18 protein-coding genes are annotated in these 20,343 nt (G+C 39.3%); all 18 read left to right on the top strand.

Going from position 1 to position 20,343, the window contains the following annotated elements; genetic code table 11:
* The first annotated feature begins 3 nt into the window (after nucleotides 1-3).
* The 18 genes from aroA to NC818_06085 all read left to right on the top strand — a co-directional run bounded on the left by aroA (nucleotide 4) and on the right by NC818_06085 (nucleotide 20,329).
* A complete protein-coding gene (aroA, locus tag NC818_06170; GenBank protein MCM8784336.1) occupies nucleotides 4-1,290 on the top strand; it encodes a 3-phosphoshikimate 1-carboxyvinyltransferase in 1,287 nt (428 codons plus the stop codon).
* On the top strand, nucleotides 1,287-2,792 hold the full coding sequence (locus NC818_06165) for an anthranilate synthase component I family protein (protein MCM8784335.1): 1,506 nt from the start codon (nucleotides 1,287-1,289) through the stop codon (nucleotides 2,790-2,792). Before aroA ends, NC818_06165 begins: the two co-directional genes overlap by 4 nt.
* Nucleotides 2,761-3,537 carry an aminotransferase class IV gene (locus NC818_06160; GenBank protein ID MCM8784334.1) on the top strand — a complete coding sequence of 259 codons (777 nt, stop codon included), beginning with the start codon at nucleotides 2,761-2,763 and terminating at the stop codon, nucleotides 3,535-3,537. Before NC818_06165 ends, NC818_06160 begins: the two co-directional genes overlap by 32 nt.
* The gene (gene purH / locus NC818_06155) at nucleotides 3,530-5,110 is read left to right on the top strand and encodes a bifunctional phosphoribosylaminoimidazolecarboxamide formyltransferase/IMP cyclohydrolase (GenBank protein MCM8784333.1); all 1,581 of its coding nucleotides are present in this window, start codon (nucleotides 3,530-3,532) and stop codon (nucleotides 5,108-5,110) included. Before NC818_06160 ends, purH begins: the two co-directional genes overlap by 8 nt.
* 112 nt (nucleotides 5,111-5,222) lie before the next feature.
* Nucleotides 5,223-6,563, top strand: a complete 1,341-nt coding sequence (locus NC818_06150; GenBank protein MCM8784332.1) for a bifunctional folylpolyglutamate synthase/dihydrofolate synthase — start codon at nucleotides 5,223-5,225, stop codon at nucleotides 6,561-6,563.
* Nucleotides 6,556-7,995, top strand: a complete 1,440-nt coding sequence (gene mnmE / locus NC818_06145) for a tRNA uridine-5-carboxymethylaminomethyl(34) synthesis GTPase MnmE (protein MCM8784331.1) — start codon at nucleotides 6,556-6,558, stop codon at nucleotides 7,993-7,995. Before NC818_06150 ends, mnmE begins: the two co-directional genes overlap by 8 nt.
* A gap of 47 nt (nucleotides 7,996-8,042) precedes the next feature.
* Nucleotides 8,043-8,594 (top strand): 5-formyltetrahydrofolate cyclo-ligase, encoded by a 552-nt coding sequence (locus tag NC818_06140; GenBank protein MCM8784330.1) that lies wholly within the window; start codon nucleotides 8,043-8,045, stop codon nucleotides 8,592-8,594.
* Nucleotides 8,595-8,648: 54 nt separating this feature from the next.
* Nucleotides 8,649-10,223 carry a ribonuclease Y gene (rny, locus tag NC818_06135; protein MCM8784329.1) on the top strand — a complete coding sequence of 525 codons (1,575 nt, stop codon included), beginning with the start codon at nucleotides 8,649-8,651 and terminating at the stop codon, nucleotides 10,221-10,223.
* Between the two features lie 73 nt (nucleotides 10,224-10,296).
* Complete coding sequence (locus NC818_06130; GenBank protein MCM8784328.1) at nucleotides 10,297-11,100, top strand: TIGR00282 family metallophosphoesterase; 804 nt, start codon at nucleotides 10,297-10,299, stop codon at nucleotides 11,098-11,100.
* An 8-nt stretch (nucleotides 11,101-11,108) separates the two neighbouring features.
* On the top strand, nucleotides 11,109-13,028 hold the full coding sequence (gene dxs / locus NC818_06125; protein ID MCM8784327.1) for a 1-deoxy-D-xylulose-5-phosphate synthase: 1,920 nt from the start codon (nucleotides 11,109-11,111) through the stop codon (nucleotides 13,026-13,028).
* On the top strand, nucleotides 12,997-13,212 hold the full coding sequence (locus tag NC818_06120; protein ID MCM8784326.1) for a 4Fe-4S dicluster domain-containing protein: 216 nt from the start codon (nucleotides 12,997-12,999) through the stop codon (nucleotides 13,210-13,212). Before dxs ends, NC818_06120 begins: the two co-directional genes overlap by 32 nt.
* A gap of 95 nt (nucleotides 13,213-13,307) precedes the next feature.
* Nucleotides 13,308-14,372: a 3-methyl-2-oxobutanoate dehydrogenase subunit VorB gene (locus tag NC818_06115; protein MCM8784325.1), complete on the top strand. Its 1,065-nt coding sequence runs from the start codon at nucleotides 13,308-13,310 to the stop codon at nucleotides 14,370-14,372.
* An 18-nt stretch (nucleotides 14,373-14,390) separates the two neighbouring features.
* Nucleotides 14,391-15,176, top strand: coding sequence for a thiamine pyrophosphate-dependent enzyme (locus NC818_06110; GenBank protein ID MCM8784324.1), 786 nt, complete (start codon nucleotides 14,391-14,393; stop codon nucleotides 15,174-15,176).
* Between the two features lie 9 nt (nucleotides 15,177-15,185).
* The gene (locus NC818_06105; GenBank protein MCM8784323.1) at nucleotides 15,186-15,707 is read left to right on the top strand and encodes a 2-oxoacid:acceptor oxidoreductase family protein; all 522 of its coding nucleotides are present in this window, start codon (nucleotides 15,186-15,188) and stop codon (nucleotides 15,705-15,707) included.
* Nucleotide 15,708: 1 nt separating this feature from the next.
* The gene (gene gltX, locus NC818_06100) at nucleotides 15,709-17,004 is read left to right on the top strand and encodes a glutamate--tRNA ligase (protein MCM8784322.1); all 1,296 of its coding nucleotides are present in this window, start codon (nucleotides 15,709-15,711) and stop codon (nucleotides 17,002-17,004) included.
* A gap of 98 nt (nucleotides 17,005-17,102) precedes the next feature.
* The gene (locus tag NC818_06095) at nucleotides 17,103-17,279 is read left to right on the top strand and encodes a hypothetical protein (protein ID MCM8784321.1); all 177 of its coding nucleotides are present in this window, start codon (nucleotides 17,103-17,105) and stop codon (nucleotides 17,277-17,279) included.
* Between the two features lie 19 nt (nucleotides 17,280-17,298).
* Complete coding sequence (locus tag NC818_06090) at nucleotides 17,299-18,897, top strand: sodium:solute symporter family protein (protein MCM8784320.1); 1,599 nt, start codon at nucleotides 17,299-17,301, stop codon at nucleotides 18,895-18,897.
* A 52-nt stretch (nucleotides 18,898-18,949) separates the two neighbouring features.
* Nucleotides 18,950-20,329: an alginate export family protein gene (locus NC818_06085; protein ID MCM8784319.1), complete on the top strand. Its 1,380-nt coding sequence runs from the start codon at nucleotides 18,950-18,952 to the stop codon at nucleotides 20,327-20,329.
* The last annotated feature ends 14 nt before the right edge of the window (nucleotides 20,330-20,343 follow it).

The raw sequence follows: 20,343 nt of genomic DNA, 5'->3' as shown, positions 1-20,343 counted from the left end.
GTCATGTTTGAGATTATGCCTATAGAACATCTTGAAGGAGAACTGATTATGCCGGGAGACAAGTCCATTTCTCATCGCTTAATAATTTTATCTTCCCTTGCCGATGGCGATGCTTTGGCAGACAATTTCCTTATCAGCGATGATTCCCTACGCACGATGGAAGCTTTCAGAAGAATGGGGATAGAGATAAATATAGGAGGAAGGAATATCAAAATTACAGGGAAGGGATTGAGAGGTTTAAAAGCTCCTCAAGAGGCACTCTATATGGGAGGTTCAGGGACATCTTTGCGGCTTATTTTGGGGGTACTGGCAGGGCAAAAATTTAAAACTACTTTATTGGGAAATGATTCTCTTTCCAAAAGACCAATGAAAAGGGTGACTTTTCCTTTGAGAGCGATGGGAGCAAAAATAGAAGGTCCGGAGGATGCCGATTTTCTTCCTTTGACTATCGAAGGAGGAGATTTAAAACCCATTGTTTACAAAATGCCCATTGCCAGCGCACAGGTTAAATCCGCCATTCTTTTAGCGGGACTCTATGCCAAAGGAGAGACAAAAGTGATTGAACCTTTTATTTCTCGTGACCATACCGAACGCATTCTTAAATTGTTTGGTGCAGAGTTTAAAAAAGAGGGCTTAGTGAATACTATTTCTGGTTGGCCAAAACTTAAGGGAATGAAATTTTACATTCCGGGAGACATTTCCAGTGCAGCCAATTTTATTGTTTTAGCTACATTAGTTAAAAAAGCTCATCTCCTCATTACCTCAGTAGGATTGAATCCTACGCGCACCGGAATAATTGATGTGCTGAGAAAAATGGGAGCGAGGATAGAGTTGAGGATAAAAGAAGAAAGTTTAGCTTATGAACCTTTTGGTGATATAGAAGTAAGGAATTCTTCTTTGAAAGGAGTAAGAGTTACTAAAGAAGAGATTCCTCTTCTTATCGATGAAATACCCCTTTTAATGGTGGCAGGATGCTTTGCTGAAGGGATAACCTATATTGAAGGAGCACAGGAGTTAAGGGTAAAAGAAACTGATAGAATAAATTCGATGGTTACAAACTTGAAAAATATGGGAGCCAATATAGAAATGGAGGGAGATACGATTATTATTAAAGGCGGATCTCCCTTAAAAGGCGCCCAAGTGAGTAGTTATGGAGATCACCGTACTGCGATGAGTATGGTAGTGGCAGGTGCGCTTATCCCCGGAAAAACCGTTCTAAATGAAACAAATTGCATTAACAAATCCTTTCCCGAATTCTTTGAACTACTGAAGCAAATAGTTAAAAGATGATGAATATTCCCGGTTTTCTGCATTTTAGAAGACTAATTCAACAATTTCCGATTATTCCTGTGGCAAAAATTATTCCGTTAGAGATTTCTCCTCTACAAATATGTGAGGCAATTGCGGGAGAAGATTTTTCTTTTTTTCTGGATAGTGCGCGTTTTCATCATCGGACGGGAAGATTTTCTTTTCTTGGTTTTAGCCCTTTTATGGTCTTTAAGAGCAAAGGGGAGAGTATCGAGTTTTTTAAAGGAAGCGATAAGGAAATCATTACCCATGACCCTTTGCATAGACTACGTGAGATTTTTTCTTCATTCAATTCGCCTAAATTTGATGATTTCCCCCCATTTACAGGTGGAGCCGTAGGTTATATTGCTTATGATGCGGGAAGGCTTTTTGAGCGCTTGCCCAATTTGGCAATTGATGATTTAGAATTACCGGAAGTGTATTTAGGTTTTTACGATACGATAATTGCTTTAGACCATTTAGAAAGTAAAATTTTTCTCATTGCTAACGCTTTTGCACAGAAAGATATTGGTAAGGCATACGAAGATGCACAGGAGAGGATTGAGAAATTGCACCAGAAAATACAGAGTATGCATTCGAAATCATCAGAGATTATACTGGATATTGTTTATGGAGGAGAAAATGCTTTAAAGATAGAATCAAATTTTAGCAAAGAGGGATTTGTAGAAATAGTTAAAAGGGCTAAAGAATATATAAAAAAAGGAGATATTTACCAAGCGAACTTATCCCAGCGATTTTCCGTAGAGACAAATGTTGAACCATTTTTTCTCTATAGGATATTGAGAGAAATAAATCCCTCTCCTTTTGCTTCTTATCTAAATTTTCCTGAAGTAAAGATTATTTCTTCCTCTCCCGAAAGGTTATTGAAGGTCGAAGATTGTTTTGTGGAAACACGACCTATTGCTGGAACCCGTCCGCGCGGAAAAGATTATTGGAATAACCTTGAGTTAAGAGCAGAGCTTATTTTGAATGAAAAAGAACGGGCAGAACATCTTATGCTTGTGGATTTGGAGAGGAACGACTTGGGGAGGGTTTGTAAATATGGTTCGGTAAAAGTGGATGAATTTATGGCTTTGGAAGAGTATTCCCATGTGATGCACATCGTCTCTAATGTCTGTGGGAGGCTTAATGAGGGTAGAGATAGATTTGACCTTATTCGCTCTGCTTTTCCCGGCGGGACGATTACCGGGTGCCCTAAAATACGCTGTATGGAGATTATTGAAGAGCTTGAGCCCGTAAGAAGAGGTATCTATTGTGGTTCTCTGGGTTATATTGGTTTCAATGGAAACATGGACCTTAATATTGTTATTCGCACCCTTGTGCTTACGAAAGGCAAGGCGTATATTCAGGCTGGGGCAGGAATAGTTGCTGATTCTGACCCTTTGCGGGAATATTATGAGACCCTTTACAAAGCAGAAGCATTGCTGAAGGCAATTAAGATTGCTGAAAAAAATGCAAGTTACAGATTACAATTTACAAAATAATATACTCCTTGATTTTGGATACAATGTTTTTGAGAGTATGCGAGTTTATGAGGGAAAGATTTTTTGTTTAAAAGAACATTTCAAGCGTCTTGAGGAATCGGCTAAAACATTAAAAATTGATTTACCTTATTCAAAAAAAGAATTAAAAACAATAGTTTTAAGAGAATTTAAGAAAAGCGGAATAGAAAACGCATATGTTCGTATAAGTATTGATTCTAAGCATAAGCTTAATGTCATTGTAAAACCTGCTAAGAGTTATTCACCGAAGCTATATCAAAAAGGAGTTGAGATAGTTACAATAACGATGAAAAAAGATTTGGTTTCTGCTCTCTTTTCTGAAGCAAAAACGGGGAATTTTTTAAATGGAATTTTAGCAAGAATGGAAGCAGGAAATTTCTTTGAGGCAATACTTATAAATCGCGAAGGTTTTATCACTGAAGGAACGGTAAGTAATATTTTTATGATAAAGAATAATGTTTTATTTACTCCACCTATATTTTTAGGAATTTTACCTGGAATTACGCGTAAAGTTGTTATGGAGTTAGCTAAAGATGTAGGTTTAGGATTAAAGGAAGCTATCTTTACAAGGCACGAGCTTTATAATGCGGATGAAGTTTTTTTAACCAATACTTCGATAGAAATTATGCCGGTGAGATATGTGGATAAAAGGAAAATCGGTAGTGGGCTTTTTAGAAATACAAATAATTTAAGAAAAAGATTTATAGAGAGGAGGCGAAATGATTAATATGAGAAGGGCGTTGATAAGTGTTTCGGATAAGAGAGGTATTGTGGAGTTTGCCAGAGGATTGGAAGAATTGGGAATTGAGATTCTCTCTACCGGAGGAACTGCAAAACTTTTGAAAGAAAAGGGGATAAAAGTCAAGGAAGTTTCAGAGTATACAGGCTTTCCTGAAATGTTAGATGGGAGAGTCAAGACTTTGCATCCCAAAATTCACGGCGGGATTTTGGCAATTAGGGACAATAAGAAGCATATGGAAGAGATAAAGAAGCAAGGATTTGAAACGATTGATTTGGTGGTGATAAATCTTTATCCTTTTGAAAAAGTCATTGCTCAGGAAGAAGTTGTTTTAGAGGAGGCCATTGAGAATATCGATATTGGCGGACCATCGATGTTGCGTTCTGCAGCGAAGAATCATAAATATGTGGGGGTAATATGCAATCCTGAAAGATATACTGAGATTTTGGCAGAGTTAAGAAAAAATGGAGGGAATCTTTGTGAAGAAACAAAATTTAAACTTGCGGTAGAGGTTTTTCAAAGGACTGCTGAGTATGATAAAACGATTGCCATGTTTTTAAACTCGCGTTTACCGAAAACCGTTGAGCAAGAAGCGGGCGTTTTTCCGCAAATCTTGGAGATGCAGTTTGAAAAAACGCAAGATTTGCGTTATGGGGAGAACCCCCATCAAAAAGCAGCGTTATATAAAATCCGAAATCCAGAATCTGCGATCCGAAACATTGCAGAAGCAAAGCAGTTGCATGGGAAAGAATTGTCTTTTAATAATATAATGGATTTGGAATCTGCATGGAATTTGGTAACGGAGTTTTCTCCCCCTGCGGTTTGCATCATAAAACATAATAATCCGTGCGGAGTTGCTGAGAGCGGGACCCTATTTCAGGCTTATTTAGATGCTTTAGCATCTGACCCCGTGTCTGCTTTTGGAGGGATTGTTGGGTTAAATAAAACTGTAGATAGAAAGACTGCGGAAGAAATCTATAATTTTGGATTTACAGAATGTATTATTGCTCCAGGTTACGAAGAAGAAGCATTGGAGATACTTAAGAGAAAGAAGAACTTAAGGATTATCGAATTACCAGCTAACATTCGCCAGTTGCCAGTTGGCGATTTTGATTTTAAAAAAATTTCCGGAGGAATTTTAGTACAGGAAAGGGATATTTTAAACGTTACTGAAAAAGAACTCAAGGTAGTGACTAAAAATAAACCCACGCCCCAAGAGATTGAATCTCTCCTCTTTGCAGATAGAGTGGCTAAACATGTAAAATCTAATGCCATTGTGTTAGCCCAGGGAACAAAGACTGTAGGAATAGGGATGGGGCAGACGAGCAGAGTAGATGCAGTAGTAATTGCTTTGAGAAAGGCAGGGGAAAGAGCCAAAGGAGCTTGTCTTGCTTCAGATGCTTTTTTTCCAAAACCTGATGGGGTAGAAGAGGCGGTTAAAGGAGGGATAGTGGCCATAATTCAACCCGGAGGTTCAATTTCTGATGCAGAAGTAATTGAAGTAGCAGATAGAAAAGGCCTGAGCATGGTTTTCACCGGCATAAGGCACTTCAAACATTAAAGATTTTTTTGCTTTACTGGTTACATTGGTTTGTTATAACGAAGTTAACGAACCGAACGAGTTTAACAAGTCAAACAATTATAATATGACTTATCAAGAGGCAATTAATTATTTGGAATCGTTTATTAACTATGAGCGAATTTCTACGTATTCATACCGCTCTGTTTTTAGACTTGAGAGGATGATTAGTATACTTTCCCTCTTTGGCTCTCCCCAAGAAAAGTTCAATTCCATCCATATTACAGGAACTAAAGGCAAAGGTTCAACTTCAGCCATGGTTTTTTCTATTTTGAATGAAGCGGGGTTTTCCGTAGGGCTTTATACTTCGCCACATCTTGTTGATTTTCGGGAAAGAATAAGAATCGCTCGGGATAAATCCTGGAGATTTATCTCTGAAGCAGAGGTTGTAGATTTAGTAGAGGAATTAAGGCCAAAAGTTGATGCCCTAAAAGATAAACCTTCATTTTTTGAGTTGTATACGATTTTAGCTTTCTTATTTTTTGCAAAGAATAATTTAGATTTTGCGGTTGTAGAGGTAGGCTTGGGAGGGAGGTTAGACGCAACTAATGTTTTAACTCCCCTTGTATGCGGAATTACATCGATAAGTTTTGAGCATACAGATAAATTGGGGTATACCCTTAAGTCAATTGCGCAAGAAAAGTGTGGAATTATCAAAGAGGGTAAAACAGTGGTTACCGCTCCTCAAGAAAAAGAGGTTAAAGAGGTGATTTATCAAACCTGTCGGAGAAAGAATGCGCCTTTATACGAAGTGGGTAAAAATATACTCTTTGAAGAGATTGCGTTTGATAGTAAAAGGGAGATTTTTCGGATAAGAGGAATTTTTGAAGAATATTCGCATTTAGAGATGCCTCTTTTAGGACAGCACCAATTAATCAACGCCAGTGTTGCTTTGGGGATTATTGAGTCTTTGCGAAGATACGAAATTTATACTCCTCTGGAGGCAGTCCGCGATGGCTTTAAACATGTTTTTTGGCCGGGGAGGATGGAGATGGTAGGAGATAAACCGTTAATAGTTCTGGATGGAGCGCAGAATAGAGCAAGCGCTTATGCTTTGAAAAAGGCAATTAGGAAATATTTTTTCTATAAAAGGCTAATTTTGGTTATAGGGGTGTCAAAGGATAAGGATATAAAAGGAATCTTTGAAGAGTTAACCGAAATTGCCGATGAAATTGTGCTTACTAAAGCAAATAATCCGCGGGCAGAAGAGCCGGAGAACATAAAATCAAAAATTCCGCTACAAGAATTATCGACCTTGCAAAATAGCACGGCAAGCCGAGATTTAAGGCCTGAAGTTTATTTGACAAACAATGTAATAGAGGCAGTTGATTTAGCAAAAGAAAAAGCAAGTAGCGAAGATTTGGTTTTAGTTACAGGTTCATTGTTTGTAGTAGGAGAAGCAAGAAAGATTATTTGTTCTTATCAATATGTATAGATATAATCTTGAAGATACGATTGCCGCCATTTCCACGCCTCTGGGAGAAAGTGGAATTGGCATTGTGCGTATCAGCGGTAAGAGGGCTTTAGAGATTGCGGATAGCATTTTTCTTTCTAAAAACGGAAGCAAGCCATCCAAATATCGTTCGTTCACGCTTCATTATGGACATATCGTAAAAAATACGCAATACGCAATACGCCATACAAAGCCCAAAATTCAAGACTCAAAATTCAAGAAGAATATAATTGATGAGGTATTATTGACAGTAATGCGGGCGCCCCGTACCTATACGCGCGAGGACATTGTAGAAATCAATTGCCACGGAGGGATTGTTCCGCTGAGAAAAGTTTTAGAGTTAGTTTTAAGACAAGGAGCACGGCTTGCTCAACCCGGTGAATTTACGCTGAGGGCATTCTTAAAAGGGAGAATTGACCTTGCGCAAGCTGAAGCAGTTTTGGATATAATTAAAGCAAAAACAGAAAAATCCTTAGAGATTGCTTGCCAACAACTGGAAGGTAAATTTTCTGATAAAATCAGGGCATTAAAGGATAAAATCTTAAATATCTATGCAGAGATAGAAGCAAGTATTGACTTTCCCGAAGAAGACTTGGATTTACATAGTAGGATTTTTTTGTTAACAAAGCTTAAGAAGGTTAAAGGAGATATTGTAGATTTATTAAAAGATGCTGATAAAGGTATAATTTTCAGAGAAGGGATTTCTGTGGTTATCTGCGGAAAACCGAATGTGGGGAAATCAAGTTTAATGAATCTCTTACTTAAAAGAAAACGTTGTCTGGTGAGTCCTTTCCCGGGGACGACTCGCGATATTATTGAAGAATGGGTAAACATAGAAGGGATTCCTTTAAGATTGATAGATACTGCAGGAATAACTGAAACAAATAATGTAGTTGATGAAGAGGCGATAAAAATAAGCCAGGATTGTTTTAGAATTGCGGAATTAGTTTTATTTATGCTTGATGGGAGTAGAAAAATTACCAAAGAAGACAAAGCCGTTTTTCAGATGATAAGAGATAATCCCAAAATAATTTTAATCAATAAGATCGACTTGCCTCAAAAATTTAATTTGGCGGATGTAAGGAAAGTATTTCCCGGTAAGATTATAAAGATTTCCTGTGTTAGCGGAGAAGGTTTGGATAAGTTGTACGAGGAAATTAAAGATTCTGTTTTAGAAGGCGAGGTTGTCAAACCAGAAGGTTATTTAGTAACCAACCTTCGCCACAAAGAAGCAATTTTAAAGGCAAAAGATTTTCTGGAAAGAGCTTGTAGGGGTTTAGAACAGGGAATTTCTCCCGAATTGGTTGCTTTGGATTTAAAAGATGTTTTAGTTAATTTTCAAATAGTTCTGGGCGAGGTTTTCTCTTCCGATGTTCTGGAAAAGATATTCTCTCAATTCTGTATTGGAAAATAAAAACTTGACGCAAGGATAAAGTTATAATATAATCTTAAAAAGATTTGATGGAAAAGACAGGAATACGCAAGATAATGTTAGAAAAGTTAAGAAATCAAACTAAAGAAGAAAGAAGGAGGAAAAGCCTGATTATAAAAGAAAAGCTCTTTAGTCTGGAAGAATTCAAAAGATCAAAAAATTTAATGTCGTATATTAACCTTGATTACGAAGTAGATACAGAAAACATAATCAAAGAAGCACTGAGGATGGGTAAAGTGGTGGCAGTGCCAGTTACTGTTAAGAAAGATAAGACAATTCTACCTTCAAAGATTCTAAATTTTGAAGAAGAATTAGTTCCTGCAAATTTTGGGATACGCGAGCCGAAGAAAGAATTTGTGCGTATAATCCCTAAGGAATCTCTGGAATTAGTTTTGGTTCCGGGGATAGCTTTTGATAAGAAGGGAAAAAGGATTGGTCACGGTGCCGGTTATTATGACCGTTTTTTAAGCACACTTCCCGAGCATACCGTAACCATCGGACTGGCATTCGATTTTCAGATTGTTGATAACCTTCCACTTCTGCCCCATGATGTTCCCGTCTCAAAGGTGCTCTCTGCATAGAAAAAAAGCATAAAATCTATTCAATCTTTTTAGTTAAAGGGGGTGACTTCTTATATGAATATCTTCTCACTTAAGTTAGAGGCGATACTTGTGGTTATTTTGGCTATGGGATTGTCATTTTATTTGGGTTATTTAATCCGTAAATTTATGGCGGAGAGAAAGGTTAAGAAAGCGGAGGAGATAGCGCATAATATTGTTGAAGAGGCCAAAAAACAGATAGAAGCAAAACGGAAAGAATCAGAAGTTGAAGCCAAAGAATTGCTTCATAAAATGCGTCAGGAGTTTGAGCGTGAGACCCGTGAGCGCCGACAAGAATTGCAGAATTTAGAAAAGAGAATGCTTCAGAGAGAAGAGAATCTTGATAAAAAAGTAGACCTTCTTGACCGGAAAGAGAAAGAACTTAGTCAGAAAGAACAGGCAGTTGCTCAGAAAGAGGCGCGTCTGAAAGAAAAAGATGAAGAGTTGGAACGTTTGATTGCTCAAGAGAAAGAGCAGTTACAGAGAATTTCCAACCTTACACCTGAACAGGCCAAAGAACTCCTTTTACAGCGCATAGAACAGGAAGTGAGAAAAGAAGCTTCACTTATGATTAAAAAGATTGAGGATGAAGCGCGTGAAGAAGCGGAGAAGAAAGCAAAAGAAATTATCACTATGGCTATCCAACGTTGCGCTGCGGAACATACCGTGGAGACTACGATTTCTGTCGTGAGTCTTCCTTCCGACGAGATGAAGGGAAGGATTATTGGAAGGGAAGGAAGGAATATTCATGCTTTTGAAACTGCCACGGGAGTGGATGTAATTATTGACGACACTCCGGAAGCGGTTACCCTTTCCGGATTTGACCCCGTTAGGAGAGAGATAGCCCGTGTAACGTTGGAGAGACTTATTGAAGATGGACGAATTCATCCGGCAAGAATTGAGGAGGTAGTAGCGAAAGTTAGGAAGGAGATGGAGGAATCTATTCAAGAAGAAGGTAAAAATGTTGCCATGGATTTAGGAATTCATAACCTTCATCCCGAATTGGTTAAACTGCTGGGTAGGTTGAAGTATCGCTCCAGTTATGGGCAAAATGTTTTACAACATTCCAAAGAAGTAGCTTATCTAATGGGAGTAATGGCATCGCAACTCGGCCTTGATTTTCATCTTGCAAGGCGTATTGGGCTTCTGCACGACATTGGGAAAGCAGTAGACCATGAAGTGGAAGGAACTCATCCCCAAATTGGAATGGATTTGGCAAAGAAATACGGGGAACAGGATGTGGTAGTGCAGGCTATTGGTGCGCATCATGAAGATATAGAACAGAGGAGTATTTATGCCGTTCTTGCTCAGGCGGCGGATGCAGTGAGCAGTTCTCGGCCGGGAGCAAGAAGAGAAACTTTGGAGGCTTATATAAAGCGTTTAGATAAATTAGAAGCAATTGCCGATTCTTTCCCAGGAGTAGAGAAAGCTTTTGCTATTCAGGCGGGTAGAGAGATACGGGTGATGGTTTATCCAGACAAGATATCGGATTCGGAGACGATTGCTCTTGCACGGGAGATTAAAAAGAAGATAGAGGAAAGCTTAGATTATCCCGGGCAGATAAAAATAGTGATTATTCGTGAAACACGAGCAGTTGAATATGCAAAATAATTTAGTAGCTAAGTAGGTAGAGAAAAATTTTCTAAAAAAGTTAATACCTAACTACTACTTGCTACATGCGGAGATGAAGATATTATTTCTTGGTGACATTGTGGGAAGACCGGGTAGAGAGGCAATTAGGCAGTTGCTACCTCGGATAAAAGAAGAAGAGGATATTGATTTTAGCATTGCTAATGCCGAGAATTCTGCAGGTGGTTCGGGAGTAACCGAAGAGATTATAAATCAGCTTCTTGGTACGGGTTTAGACTGTCTTACCTCAGGCGACCATATCTGGAGGAAGAAGGAGGTCTATAAAGTAATCAATAACCAACCGCGTTTACTTAAACCTGCTAATTACCCCGAGATAACCCCTGGTAAAGGAAGCGGTATTTTTCTCAGTGAGAGCGGTATTAAAATTGGTGTGCTTAATCTCCAAGGAAGGGTTTTTATGGAAGCTTTGGATTGTCCTTTTCGTTCGGCTATGCGAGAGATAGAAAAACTGCTTAAAGAAACACCACTTATTGTTGTAGATTTTCATGCCGAGGCAACTTCGGAAAAGGAAGCAATGGGATGGTACCTTGATGGAACAGTTTCAGCAGTGATTGGTACCCACACCCATGTTCCTACAGCGGACGATAAAATCTTACCAAAAGGAACTGCCTATATTTCCGATGTGGGGATGGTTGGTCCAAGGTATTCTATTTTAGGAAGGAACCCTGCACAGATTATAGAGAGGTTCATTACCCAGATGCCTACACGTTTTGATATTGCAGATGGGGAGGTAGAATTGCAGGGGGTTGTGGTTGATATAGATGAACATAACGGTAAAGCCAATTCCATAAAAAGGATAAGCCGAAGTATAAATTTTTTAGATTTAGAAAAGAGGTAGAGCAAGAAGTGGGTTTTCTTCAGAACATTAAAAATCCTCAAGACCTTAAGAAACTTTCCTTCAAAGAATTGGTAATTCTTGCTCAAGAAATAAGAGAGAAAATTATAGAGGTTGTTTCGCTCAGAGGGGGGCATCTTTCTTCAAGTTTAGGAACAGTGGAATTGATTATTACCCTCCATTATATTCTGAATACTCCGGAAGATAAAATTGTTTGGGATGTAGGACACCAAGCCTATGCGCACAAACTTATTACTGGACGCCTCTTTTCTTTTGACACCCTAAGGAAATTTGGAGGATTGAGTGGTTTTCCTAACGTTGAGGAAAGTTCCTACGATATGTTTACGGTAGGACACGGTTCTACCGCCATTTCTCAAGCGCTCGGCATGGTTTGTGCCAGAGATTTGCGCGGAACCAATGAGAAAATTGTTGCGGTAATAGGTGATGGCTCGCTCCAGGGAGGGATGGCTTTTGAAGCATTAAATCAAGCAGGACATCTTCAAAAAGACATTCTGGTAATTCTTAACGATAATGAATGGTTTATTTCCCCGGGTATTGGAGCGATGAGCAAGTATCTCAATCGTATTTTAACCAACCCTATTTACAATCGTATTCATAAAGATGTAGAGAATTTAATGAGAAAGGTTCCCCGTTTTGGTTTCCGTGCTTATTTATCGGCAAGAAAATTAGAGAAGAGTTTAAAAAATCTTCTTGTCCCAGGAATCATCTTTGAAGAATTAGGATTTCGTTATTTTGGGCCTCTGGATGGGCATAACTTTCAGGCACTCATTCCTACCTTAAAGAGTATTCTGGAAATGAAAGGTCCGCGTATTGTCCATGTGGTAACAAAAAAAGGTAAGGGATTTAGGTACGCTGAAGAAAATCCTGCTTATTTTCATAGTGCTCCTCCTTTTGATGTCAAGACAGGAGTGGCCCTCATTGAGAAAGAAAAAAACTTTACCACGACTTTTGGAGAGAAAATATTAGAATTGGCAGAAAAGAATCCCAGAGTGGTAGCAATTACTGCTGCCATGACTGATGGAACCGGTTTAAGCGGTTTTGCGCAAAGATTTCCTTCAAGATTTTTTGATGTAGGAATGGCAGAGCAACATGCGGTAACTTTTGCGGGAGGGTTAGCAAAAGGAGGATTTATTCCGGTAGTTGCGATTTATTCAACCTTTCTTCAGCGTGCTTATGACCAGATAATTCACGACGTTTGTCTACAGAAACTTCCCGTGGTTTTTTGTCTTGACCGCGCAGGTATAGTAGGAGAAGATGGACCTACTCACCACGGTGTATTTGATCTTTCCTATTTGCTGCACATACCCAATATGGTGGTCATGGCGCCCAAGGATTTTAAAGAACTTTCTGAGATGCTAGAACTTGCTGTGGGGAGTAAGAGAACGATGGCAATTAGATATCCCAAAGGAGGAATAATTTTTTCTCGGGAGCACTTAGCGGGTAACCAGGAAATAACGCTGGGCAAGGCAGAAATTTTGAAAGAAGGAAGAGATTTGGCGATTCTTGCTGTTGGCAGCATGGTTTATCCTGCTTGGGAAGCAGCAAGGATGCTTTTAGAAGAAGGGGTGGAGGCAGAAGTGGTTAATATGCGTTTTATCAAGCCGTTGGATAAAGATTTGTTAAGGAGTTTAACCAAAAAAATCAATCATTTTGTGACGGTGGAGGAAAATTCTTTGGTAGGAGGTTTTGGGGCGCAAGTTTTATCCTTTTTTGAAGAGATAGGTATTTCGGGCAATAAGACTCTTACCCTTGGTTTGCCCGACAGATTTATTACCCACGGGAGGCGAGAAGAAATTTTAGAAATTTATGGGCTTTCTCCAAAGAGGATTAAGGAAACAGTTCTTTCCTGGCTAAGAGGAATTAATCGTTTATATATAAATGAGAAAAATGGCATATATCAGGATAAATAAAGAAAGATGTAAAGGTTGTTTGCTTTGTTCATTTAATTGTCCTAAAAAGTTGATTGTTCAGGATAAGGATTTGAATTTACGTGGGGTGCGGGTAGTGAGTTTTAGAGATAAGAATAAAGAATGCAGGGGATGCGCTTTTTGTGCCCTTGTTTGTCCGGATGTCTGTATTGAAGTATACAAATAAAATCTGAATTAAAAGCACGAGATTCAAAAAATCTGATAACAAAATAGCCAACCCAATGCGAATTTGGTTAAGGTTGTGATATTGAGAGTCTTTCTATGGACAATAAAGATAAAATTCTGATGTGCGGGAATGAGGCAATTGGAGAAGGTGCAGTCCAGGCGGGTTGTCAGTTTTATGCTGGGTATCCCATTACGCCTCAAAATGAGTTGACTGCTTATATGGCTAAGCGAATGTATGAAGAGAAAAGAATATTTATTCAGTCTGAAAGTGAACTCTCAGCCATAAATATGGTTTTTGGAGCATCTCTTGTAGGAGCAAGAGCTATGACTACTTCTTCAAGCCCCGGAATTAGTTTAAAACAGGAGGGCATTTCCTATCTGGTAGGATGCGAACTACCCGCAGTAATTGTAAACATTATGCGTGGAGGTCCAGGACTGGGGAATATTGCTCCTAGCCAAGCAGATTATTTTCAAGCGACCAGAGGAGGTGGACACGGCGATTATAAAACCATAGTGCTTGCTCCTTCGTCGGTGCAAGAGGCTTTTGATTTAACAATGTTAGCTTTTGACTTAGCGGATTCATATCGCAATCCCGTTATAGTCTTGGGAGATGGATTCTTGGGGCAGATGATGGAGCCAATAACAAAAGTACAAAGTGTAAAGTGCAAGGTGCGAAATTATTCTAAGGATTGGATATTGACGGGGTGTAAGGGAAGAAAGCCGCGTATGATTCGTTCTCTATTTTTAGGCGAAGGAGAATTGGAAGAGCATAACCTAAAACTCCAGGAGAAATTTAATAGAATAAAAAATCGAGAAGGGCGCTTTGAAACATTTTATTTAGAAGATGCAGAATTTATTTTAGTTGCCTTTGGTACGGTGAGTCGGATATGTAAAGCAGCGGTGAGTAAGCTTCGTGATTCGGGCAAGAAAGTGGGGCTTATTCGTCCGATTACCCTCTGGCCGTTTCCCGAAGAGATTATTAAAGAAACAGCAAAAAGATTAAAGGGAATCCTTGTAGTAGAAATGAATGCGGGTCAGATGTTTGAAGATGTAAGATTAGTAGTGGAAGGGAATTGTCCTGTTTTCTTTTATGGGAGAATGGGAGGAGGAGTTCCTACAGAAGAGGAAATCGAGCATAAGTTGATTAGTTTAGCGGTTTAATCGGGTTAGTTTAGTTAAATGAAGATAAAGAGTAAAACAAATTCTCCAGCCCAAACGGATGGAACCTTAAAAAAGGTTTTTAGTCGTCCTGAGAGTATGCGGGATGTGGCGATGCACTATTGCTCTGGTTGCGGTCACGGTATTGTGCACCGTTTGATTTGTGAGGTGATAGATGAATTGGGAATTAGAGAAAGAACCATTGGGGTTGCTCCTGTAGGTTGCGCGGTGCTTGCCTACGACTACTGGGATTTTGACACTACTGAAGCTGCGCACGGACGGGCTCCGGCGGTAGCTACGGGAATAAAACGCCTGCTTCCCGATAGAATTGTATTTACCTATCAAGGGGATGGAGATTTGGCTGCAATTGGAACCGCGGAAATCATTCATGCGGCTAACCGGGGAGAAAATATCACCGTCATTTTTGTAAACAACGGTGTCTATGGAATGACCGGTGGGCAGATGGCTCCCACCACTCTATTGGGACAGAAGACTGCTACCACTCCTTGGGGCAGAGAGGTAAGTAGAGATGGATTTCCTTTAAAAATTTCCGAACTACTTTCTTTGTTACCAGCGGTGGTTTACATCGAGAGAACAACTGTAAATAAGGCAAAAAATATTTTAATAACTAAAGGAGCAATTAAGAGGGCATTTCAAAATCAGATAGAGAATAAAGGGTTTTCCTTAATTGAGATTCTTTCTCCCTGTCCGACTTACTGGCATATGTCTCCCCTGGAAGCAGGGCAATGGATAGATGCGGAGATGGTAAAGCACTATCCTCTGGGAATAATTAAAAGTAATTGCTAAATTGTTAAAATGAAAGAAGAGCTTATCTGTGCGGGATTTGGTGGCCAGGGTATAATGGTTTTGGGCAAATTTCTCGCTCAGGCAATAATGAAAGAAGGAAAATTTTTTGTAACCTGGATGCCTTCTTATGGTGCAGAAGTGCGTGGAGGGACTGCCCATTCCATGGTAGTCATTTCCGATAAGGAAATTGCCTCACCGTTGGTAACTCATCCCACCACTGCGATTGTGATGAATCAGCCGTCTCTGGATAAATTTTTACCCAAGACAAAAGATTTGATAATTTCCAACTCGACTTTGGCAGTTTGCCGTGAAATTCCCGGCAATTTAGAAATCTTAGAAATTCCTGCTACAGAAATGGCTACTGATTTAGGTGATGTACGTGTAGCAAATACTATCGTTTTAGGTGCATATTTGAAGAAAAAAAAGGTTGCTCTTTTAAGCACAATCGCCGAAGTTTTTAGGGAATTATTCTCGGGAGAAGTGCTTAAGTTAAACGAAAGAGCTTTGAACTTAGGTTTTTCTTTTAGATAAGATGATAAAAGTACGTTTTGCTCCCAGTCCTACAGGAAATTTACATATTGGCGGGGCAAGAACCTGTCTTTTTAACTGGCTTTTTGCTCGGCATCATCAGGGTAAATTCATTCTGCGTATTGAGGATACCGATAAAGCACGTTCTAAAGAAGAATATCTAAAGGAAATATTAGATAGTTTAAAATGGTTGGGCCTTGAATGGGACGAAGGTCCTTATTTTCAATCGGAGCGCATAGAGTTATATCATAGATATGCTCAAGATATTCTTAAGCGTAATTTAGCTTATGAGGAGGAGGGAGCGATTATTTTTAGAGTTTTGCCGGAAACCGTTGCTATCGAAGATTTGATTCATGGGAAGATTGTTTTTGACACCCAGCAGATAAAAGACCAGGTTTTAATTAAAAGAGACGGACTGCCTACCTATAATTTTGCTTGTGTAGTTGACGATGCTCTTATGGGTATAACCCATGTTATACGGGGAGATGACCATATTTCCAACACTCCCAAACAGATTCTTTTATACAATGCTTTAGGTTTTAAGGCTCCTCAGTTTGCGCATATTCCTTTGATTCTTGATGAAGACCGCTCGCGCATGTCAAAACGTAAAGGCGCAGTGGCGATTTCTGATTATCGTAAAGCGGGTTATCTTCCCGAAGCCTTAGTTAATTATCTTGCGCTCTTAGGTTGGTCTCCGGGAGAGAACCAAGAGATAATTTCTCTTAAGAAAATGATTGAGAAGTTTTCTCTGGATAAGGTTAATAAAACTGCCGCTGCCTTTAGCGATGAGAAACTTGATTGGATAAATAGCCAATATATTCGGATGTTGGATATAGATAAACTTTCTGTTTTGCTTAAGAAGCGCCTGGAAGAGGAGGGCTGGATTAAGGAAGGATTTAATGACCAGTGGTTTAAGGGGTTAGTCTCTTTATTGCATAAAAGAATAAAGACGCTTGGTGATTTTATTGAACAGACCCGTTTTATTTTTGAGGACGAGATTGAATACGATTCTGTGGCAGTTGCGCAGTTTCTCACTAATAAACCCTACCTCTCCCAGGGGATAAACGAGCTCATTCGGAGGATAGAAGAAATGCCTGTTTTTGATGTTAAGAATATTGAGACGCTTTTGCGTTCGATTGCTGAAGAATTGAAAATATCTGCAAAAGATTTTATTCTGCCGGTGCGTGTCGCTATTACAGGTAAAAGTGTTTCCCCGCCTTTATTTGAATCTATCTACTTTCTGGGGAAGGAGAAGGTTATTAAAAAGTTGGAATATGCCTTGCGTAAGTTTTTGCATTAGAGAGATTTACTTAACAATTAATATTTTCCTTGCTTAAATGTAAGAGAAGATGATAAAATTTTTCAAATTAGCTTTTTCTAAGAAAGGAGGTGAAGACTATGAGAGTGTTAGGGATAGATGATCCCCAGATATGGTCTGCTTACTTACTGTGTATTGCGAGTTCTTTGTTTGCAGTGATTTATGGTTTGTGTAACTGGAATAAAGGAGACGAGGCAATATATCCCGAAGATAAGCAATGGGTAGATGATGAGTATAAAATTGAAGAAGAATTGTAATGTCCATTAAGGAGGTAAGATGAATAATCTACTTGTCCTTACCATTATCGTTGTGGTTTATCTTTTTATGATTGGTTATTTGGGTTACCACGGTTATCGTCGGACAAAAAATGCCTTGGATTATCTGGTGGCAGGAAGAAGTATTCATCCCTTTGTCATGGCACTTTCTTATGGTGCTACCTTTATCAGTACTTCCGCAATTGTAGGATTTGGAGGGGCAGCAGCAATGTTTGGTATGGGACTTCTCTGGTTAACCTTCTTAAATATTTTCGTGGGAATAGTTATCGCTTTTATAATTTTTGGAAAACGCACCAGAAGAATGGGGCACAATTTGGATGCCCATACCTTCCCCGAACTTTTAGGCAAAAGATATCAATCAACTTTTATCCAGGGTTTTAGCGGATTAATCATTTTTTTGTTTATGCCTATCTACTCTGCGGCGGTTTTAATCGGAGCAGCGCGTTTCATCGAATCGACTTTTCCCCAGATAAACTATCATACCGCCGTCTTGATTTATACGCTGATTATTTGCGCCTATGTTATGGCTGGTGGGCTTAAGGGAGTGATGTATACCGATGCCCTTCAAGGGGCAATTATGTTTTTGGGGATGGTTACACTTCTAATATTTACCTACACTCACTTGGGGGGAGTGGTTAATGCTCATCAGGCATTGAGTAATTTAGCAACAAAGGTGCCTGAGAAACTGGTAGCCAGTGGGCATTTGGGATGGACACACATGCCAAAGTTTGGCTCGGCTTTGTGGTGGTCACTGGTTTCTACCATTGTTATGGGAGTGGGAATTGGGGTATTGACTCAGCCACAGTTGGCAGTGCGGTTTATGACCGTCAAAAGTAATAAAGAACTTAATCGTGCGGTAGGTGTAGGAGGATTGTTTATTCTTGCCATGACCGGGGTAGCCTTTGTAGTGGGAGCACTCTCCAATGTCTATTTTGTAAATAATCCACAGTTTGGTAAAATATCGCTTGCGGTAGCAGAGGGTAATATTGATAAAATCATTCCTACCTATATTAATGCAGCTATGCCTGTCTGGTTTGTATATCTGTTTATGCTTACGCTTTTATCGGCGGCGATGTCTACGACCAGTTCTCAGTTTCATGCTTTGGGCACAGCCTTCGGAAGAGATGTTTTTGAACGGGTTCTTTTCCACAAAAAGAAATTTAAATATACGGTTTTAGCAACCCGTATCGGGATATTAATAGGAGTGGTGGCGACTGTAGCTTTGGGTTATCGCTTGCCAGGGAGTATCATTGCTATTGCCACCGCGATATTTTTTGGTCTCTGTGCAAGCACTTTCTTACCTGCCTATTTTGGAGCGCTTTTCTGGAAGGGAATGACGAAGGCAGGAGCGATTTCCAGTATGCTGATAGGGTTTTCGGTAACTGCTTTCTGGTTGTTGTTTATCCATCAGAAAGAATCAGAACCATTGGGTTTGTGTAAATTGTTATTTAACAAACCCACACTCGCAAAATTCCCTTGGACAGTAGTTGACCCGATAGTGGTTGCTTTACCTATCTCTTTTATAGTGGCTATTCTGGTGAGTTTATTTACGAAAAAAGTCCCCAAAGCTCATCTTGATAGCTGCTTTAAACATATATAAGCGATGGTAGAGAGTTTTATTTTATACTAACCTTTCTACGGGGAGGGAGAAGATGAGGATAAGGATTTTTGGGGCGATTATTTTGCTAGTGCTGTCAGTGGCAATGGTTATAAACATTTCTTACGCTGAGACAAAATTTAAATATGGTCTTACCGAACGCATCAGACACGAATACTGGAAGAACTGGAAAGATATGAGTAACTCTCAGTTAGATACCCGTAATTTTTTCCGTATTAAGAGTTCTCTCTGGGGACAGATGGATATTGAAGAAGACCTTACTTTCTATGTCAAACTTACTAATGAATTCAGGGCGCATACTTTTTTTGAAGGAACCTCACCAACCTATCCGGATAAGACTGCTAGCAAAAAGGGGTATCGCTTCAACATTGATGAAGTGGTTTTTGATAACCTGTATATGGATATGAAAAATTTCCTTGACCTGCCTTTGGATTTGAGGATCGGAAGACAGGACTTTCTAGGAACCTATGGTGAAGGATTTCTGATTATGGATGGAACTCCTCAAGATGGTTCGCGGACCTTTTATTTCAATGCGGCTAAGGCTTCGTGGAAGATAAATGAGAAGAATATCCTCGATTTTATTTATATAAATAATCCGCGCGATGAAGAATTCTTGCCGATTATAAATGAAAATAAATTACCTAGTGCTCTTTATCCCTACAAAGACAAGATGCCTGTAAACTTGAATACCACTGATGAGGAAGGTTTTGTTTTATATTGGAAAAATAAAGACATCGAAAATTTAGCATTAGAAAACTACTATATTTTTAAAAAAGAAGACGATGAAGGTGGTGTAGGGGCCCAAGCAAAAGAATCAGAGATTAATACTTTGGGAACCTTTGCCAAATACAACCTTTCTCCGTTTACTTTACGTGGACAATTTGCCTACCAATTTGGAGAAGACGGAGATGATGACCGTCGGGGATTTGGTGGTTATGGCTACATTGACCATGAATTTAAAGACCTTACTTGGAATCCCAAGGCAAGCATCGGTTTTGCTTATCTTTCAGGAGATAAACGAGGTGATAACAAAAACCAAGGTTGGGATCCGCTGTTTTCTCGCTGGCCATGGTTATCCGAGTTATATGTGTTGAGCATGGCTGCGGAAACGCGCATTCCGGGTTATTGGACAAACTTGCAAGCCTATAGTGCTTCGTTATTTTTAACCCCCACCCAAAAAACTAAATTAAGTTTATGGTATCACTTCTTGAGAGCCAATGCCCAGGTTGCTGCCAGTTCAATTTTCTCCGGCGAGGGTAAAAACAGAGGCCATTTACCCCAGCTTAGATTAGATTATACTATCAATAAAAATATCTCTACCTATTTATTAGCCGAATACCTTATTCCCGGTAATTTCTATGCCGATGACGACCCGGCTCTTTTTACACGGTTAGAGGTTTCCATTAAATTTTAAAGAGGATTTTTGTT

The sequence above is a fragment of the Candidatus Omnitrophota bacterium genome (assembly GCA_023819145.1).
Taxonomy (GTDB): Bacteria; Omnitrophota; Gorgyraeia; order DTHP01; family DTHP01; genus JBFWKV01.
Note: the sequence above shows the minus strand (reverse complement) of the source record. Positions and strands in the feature narration are given on the sequence as shown.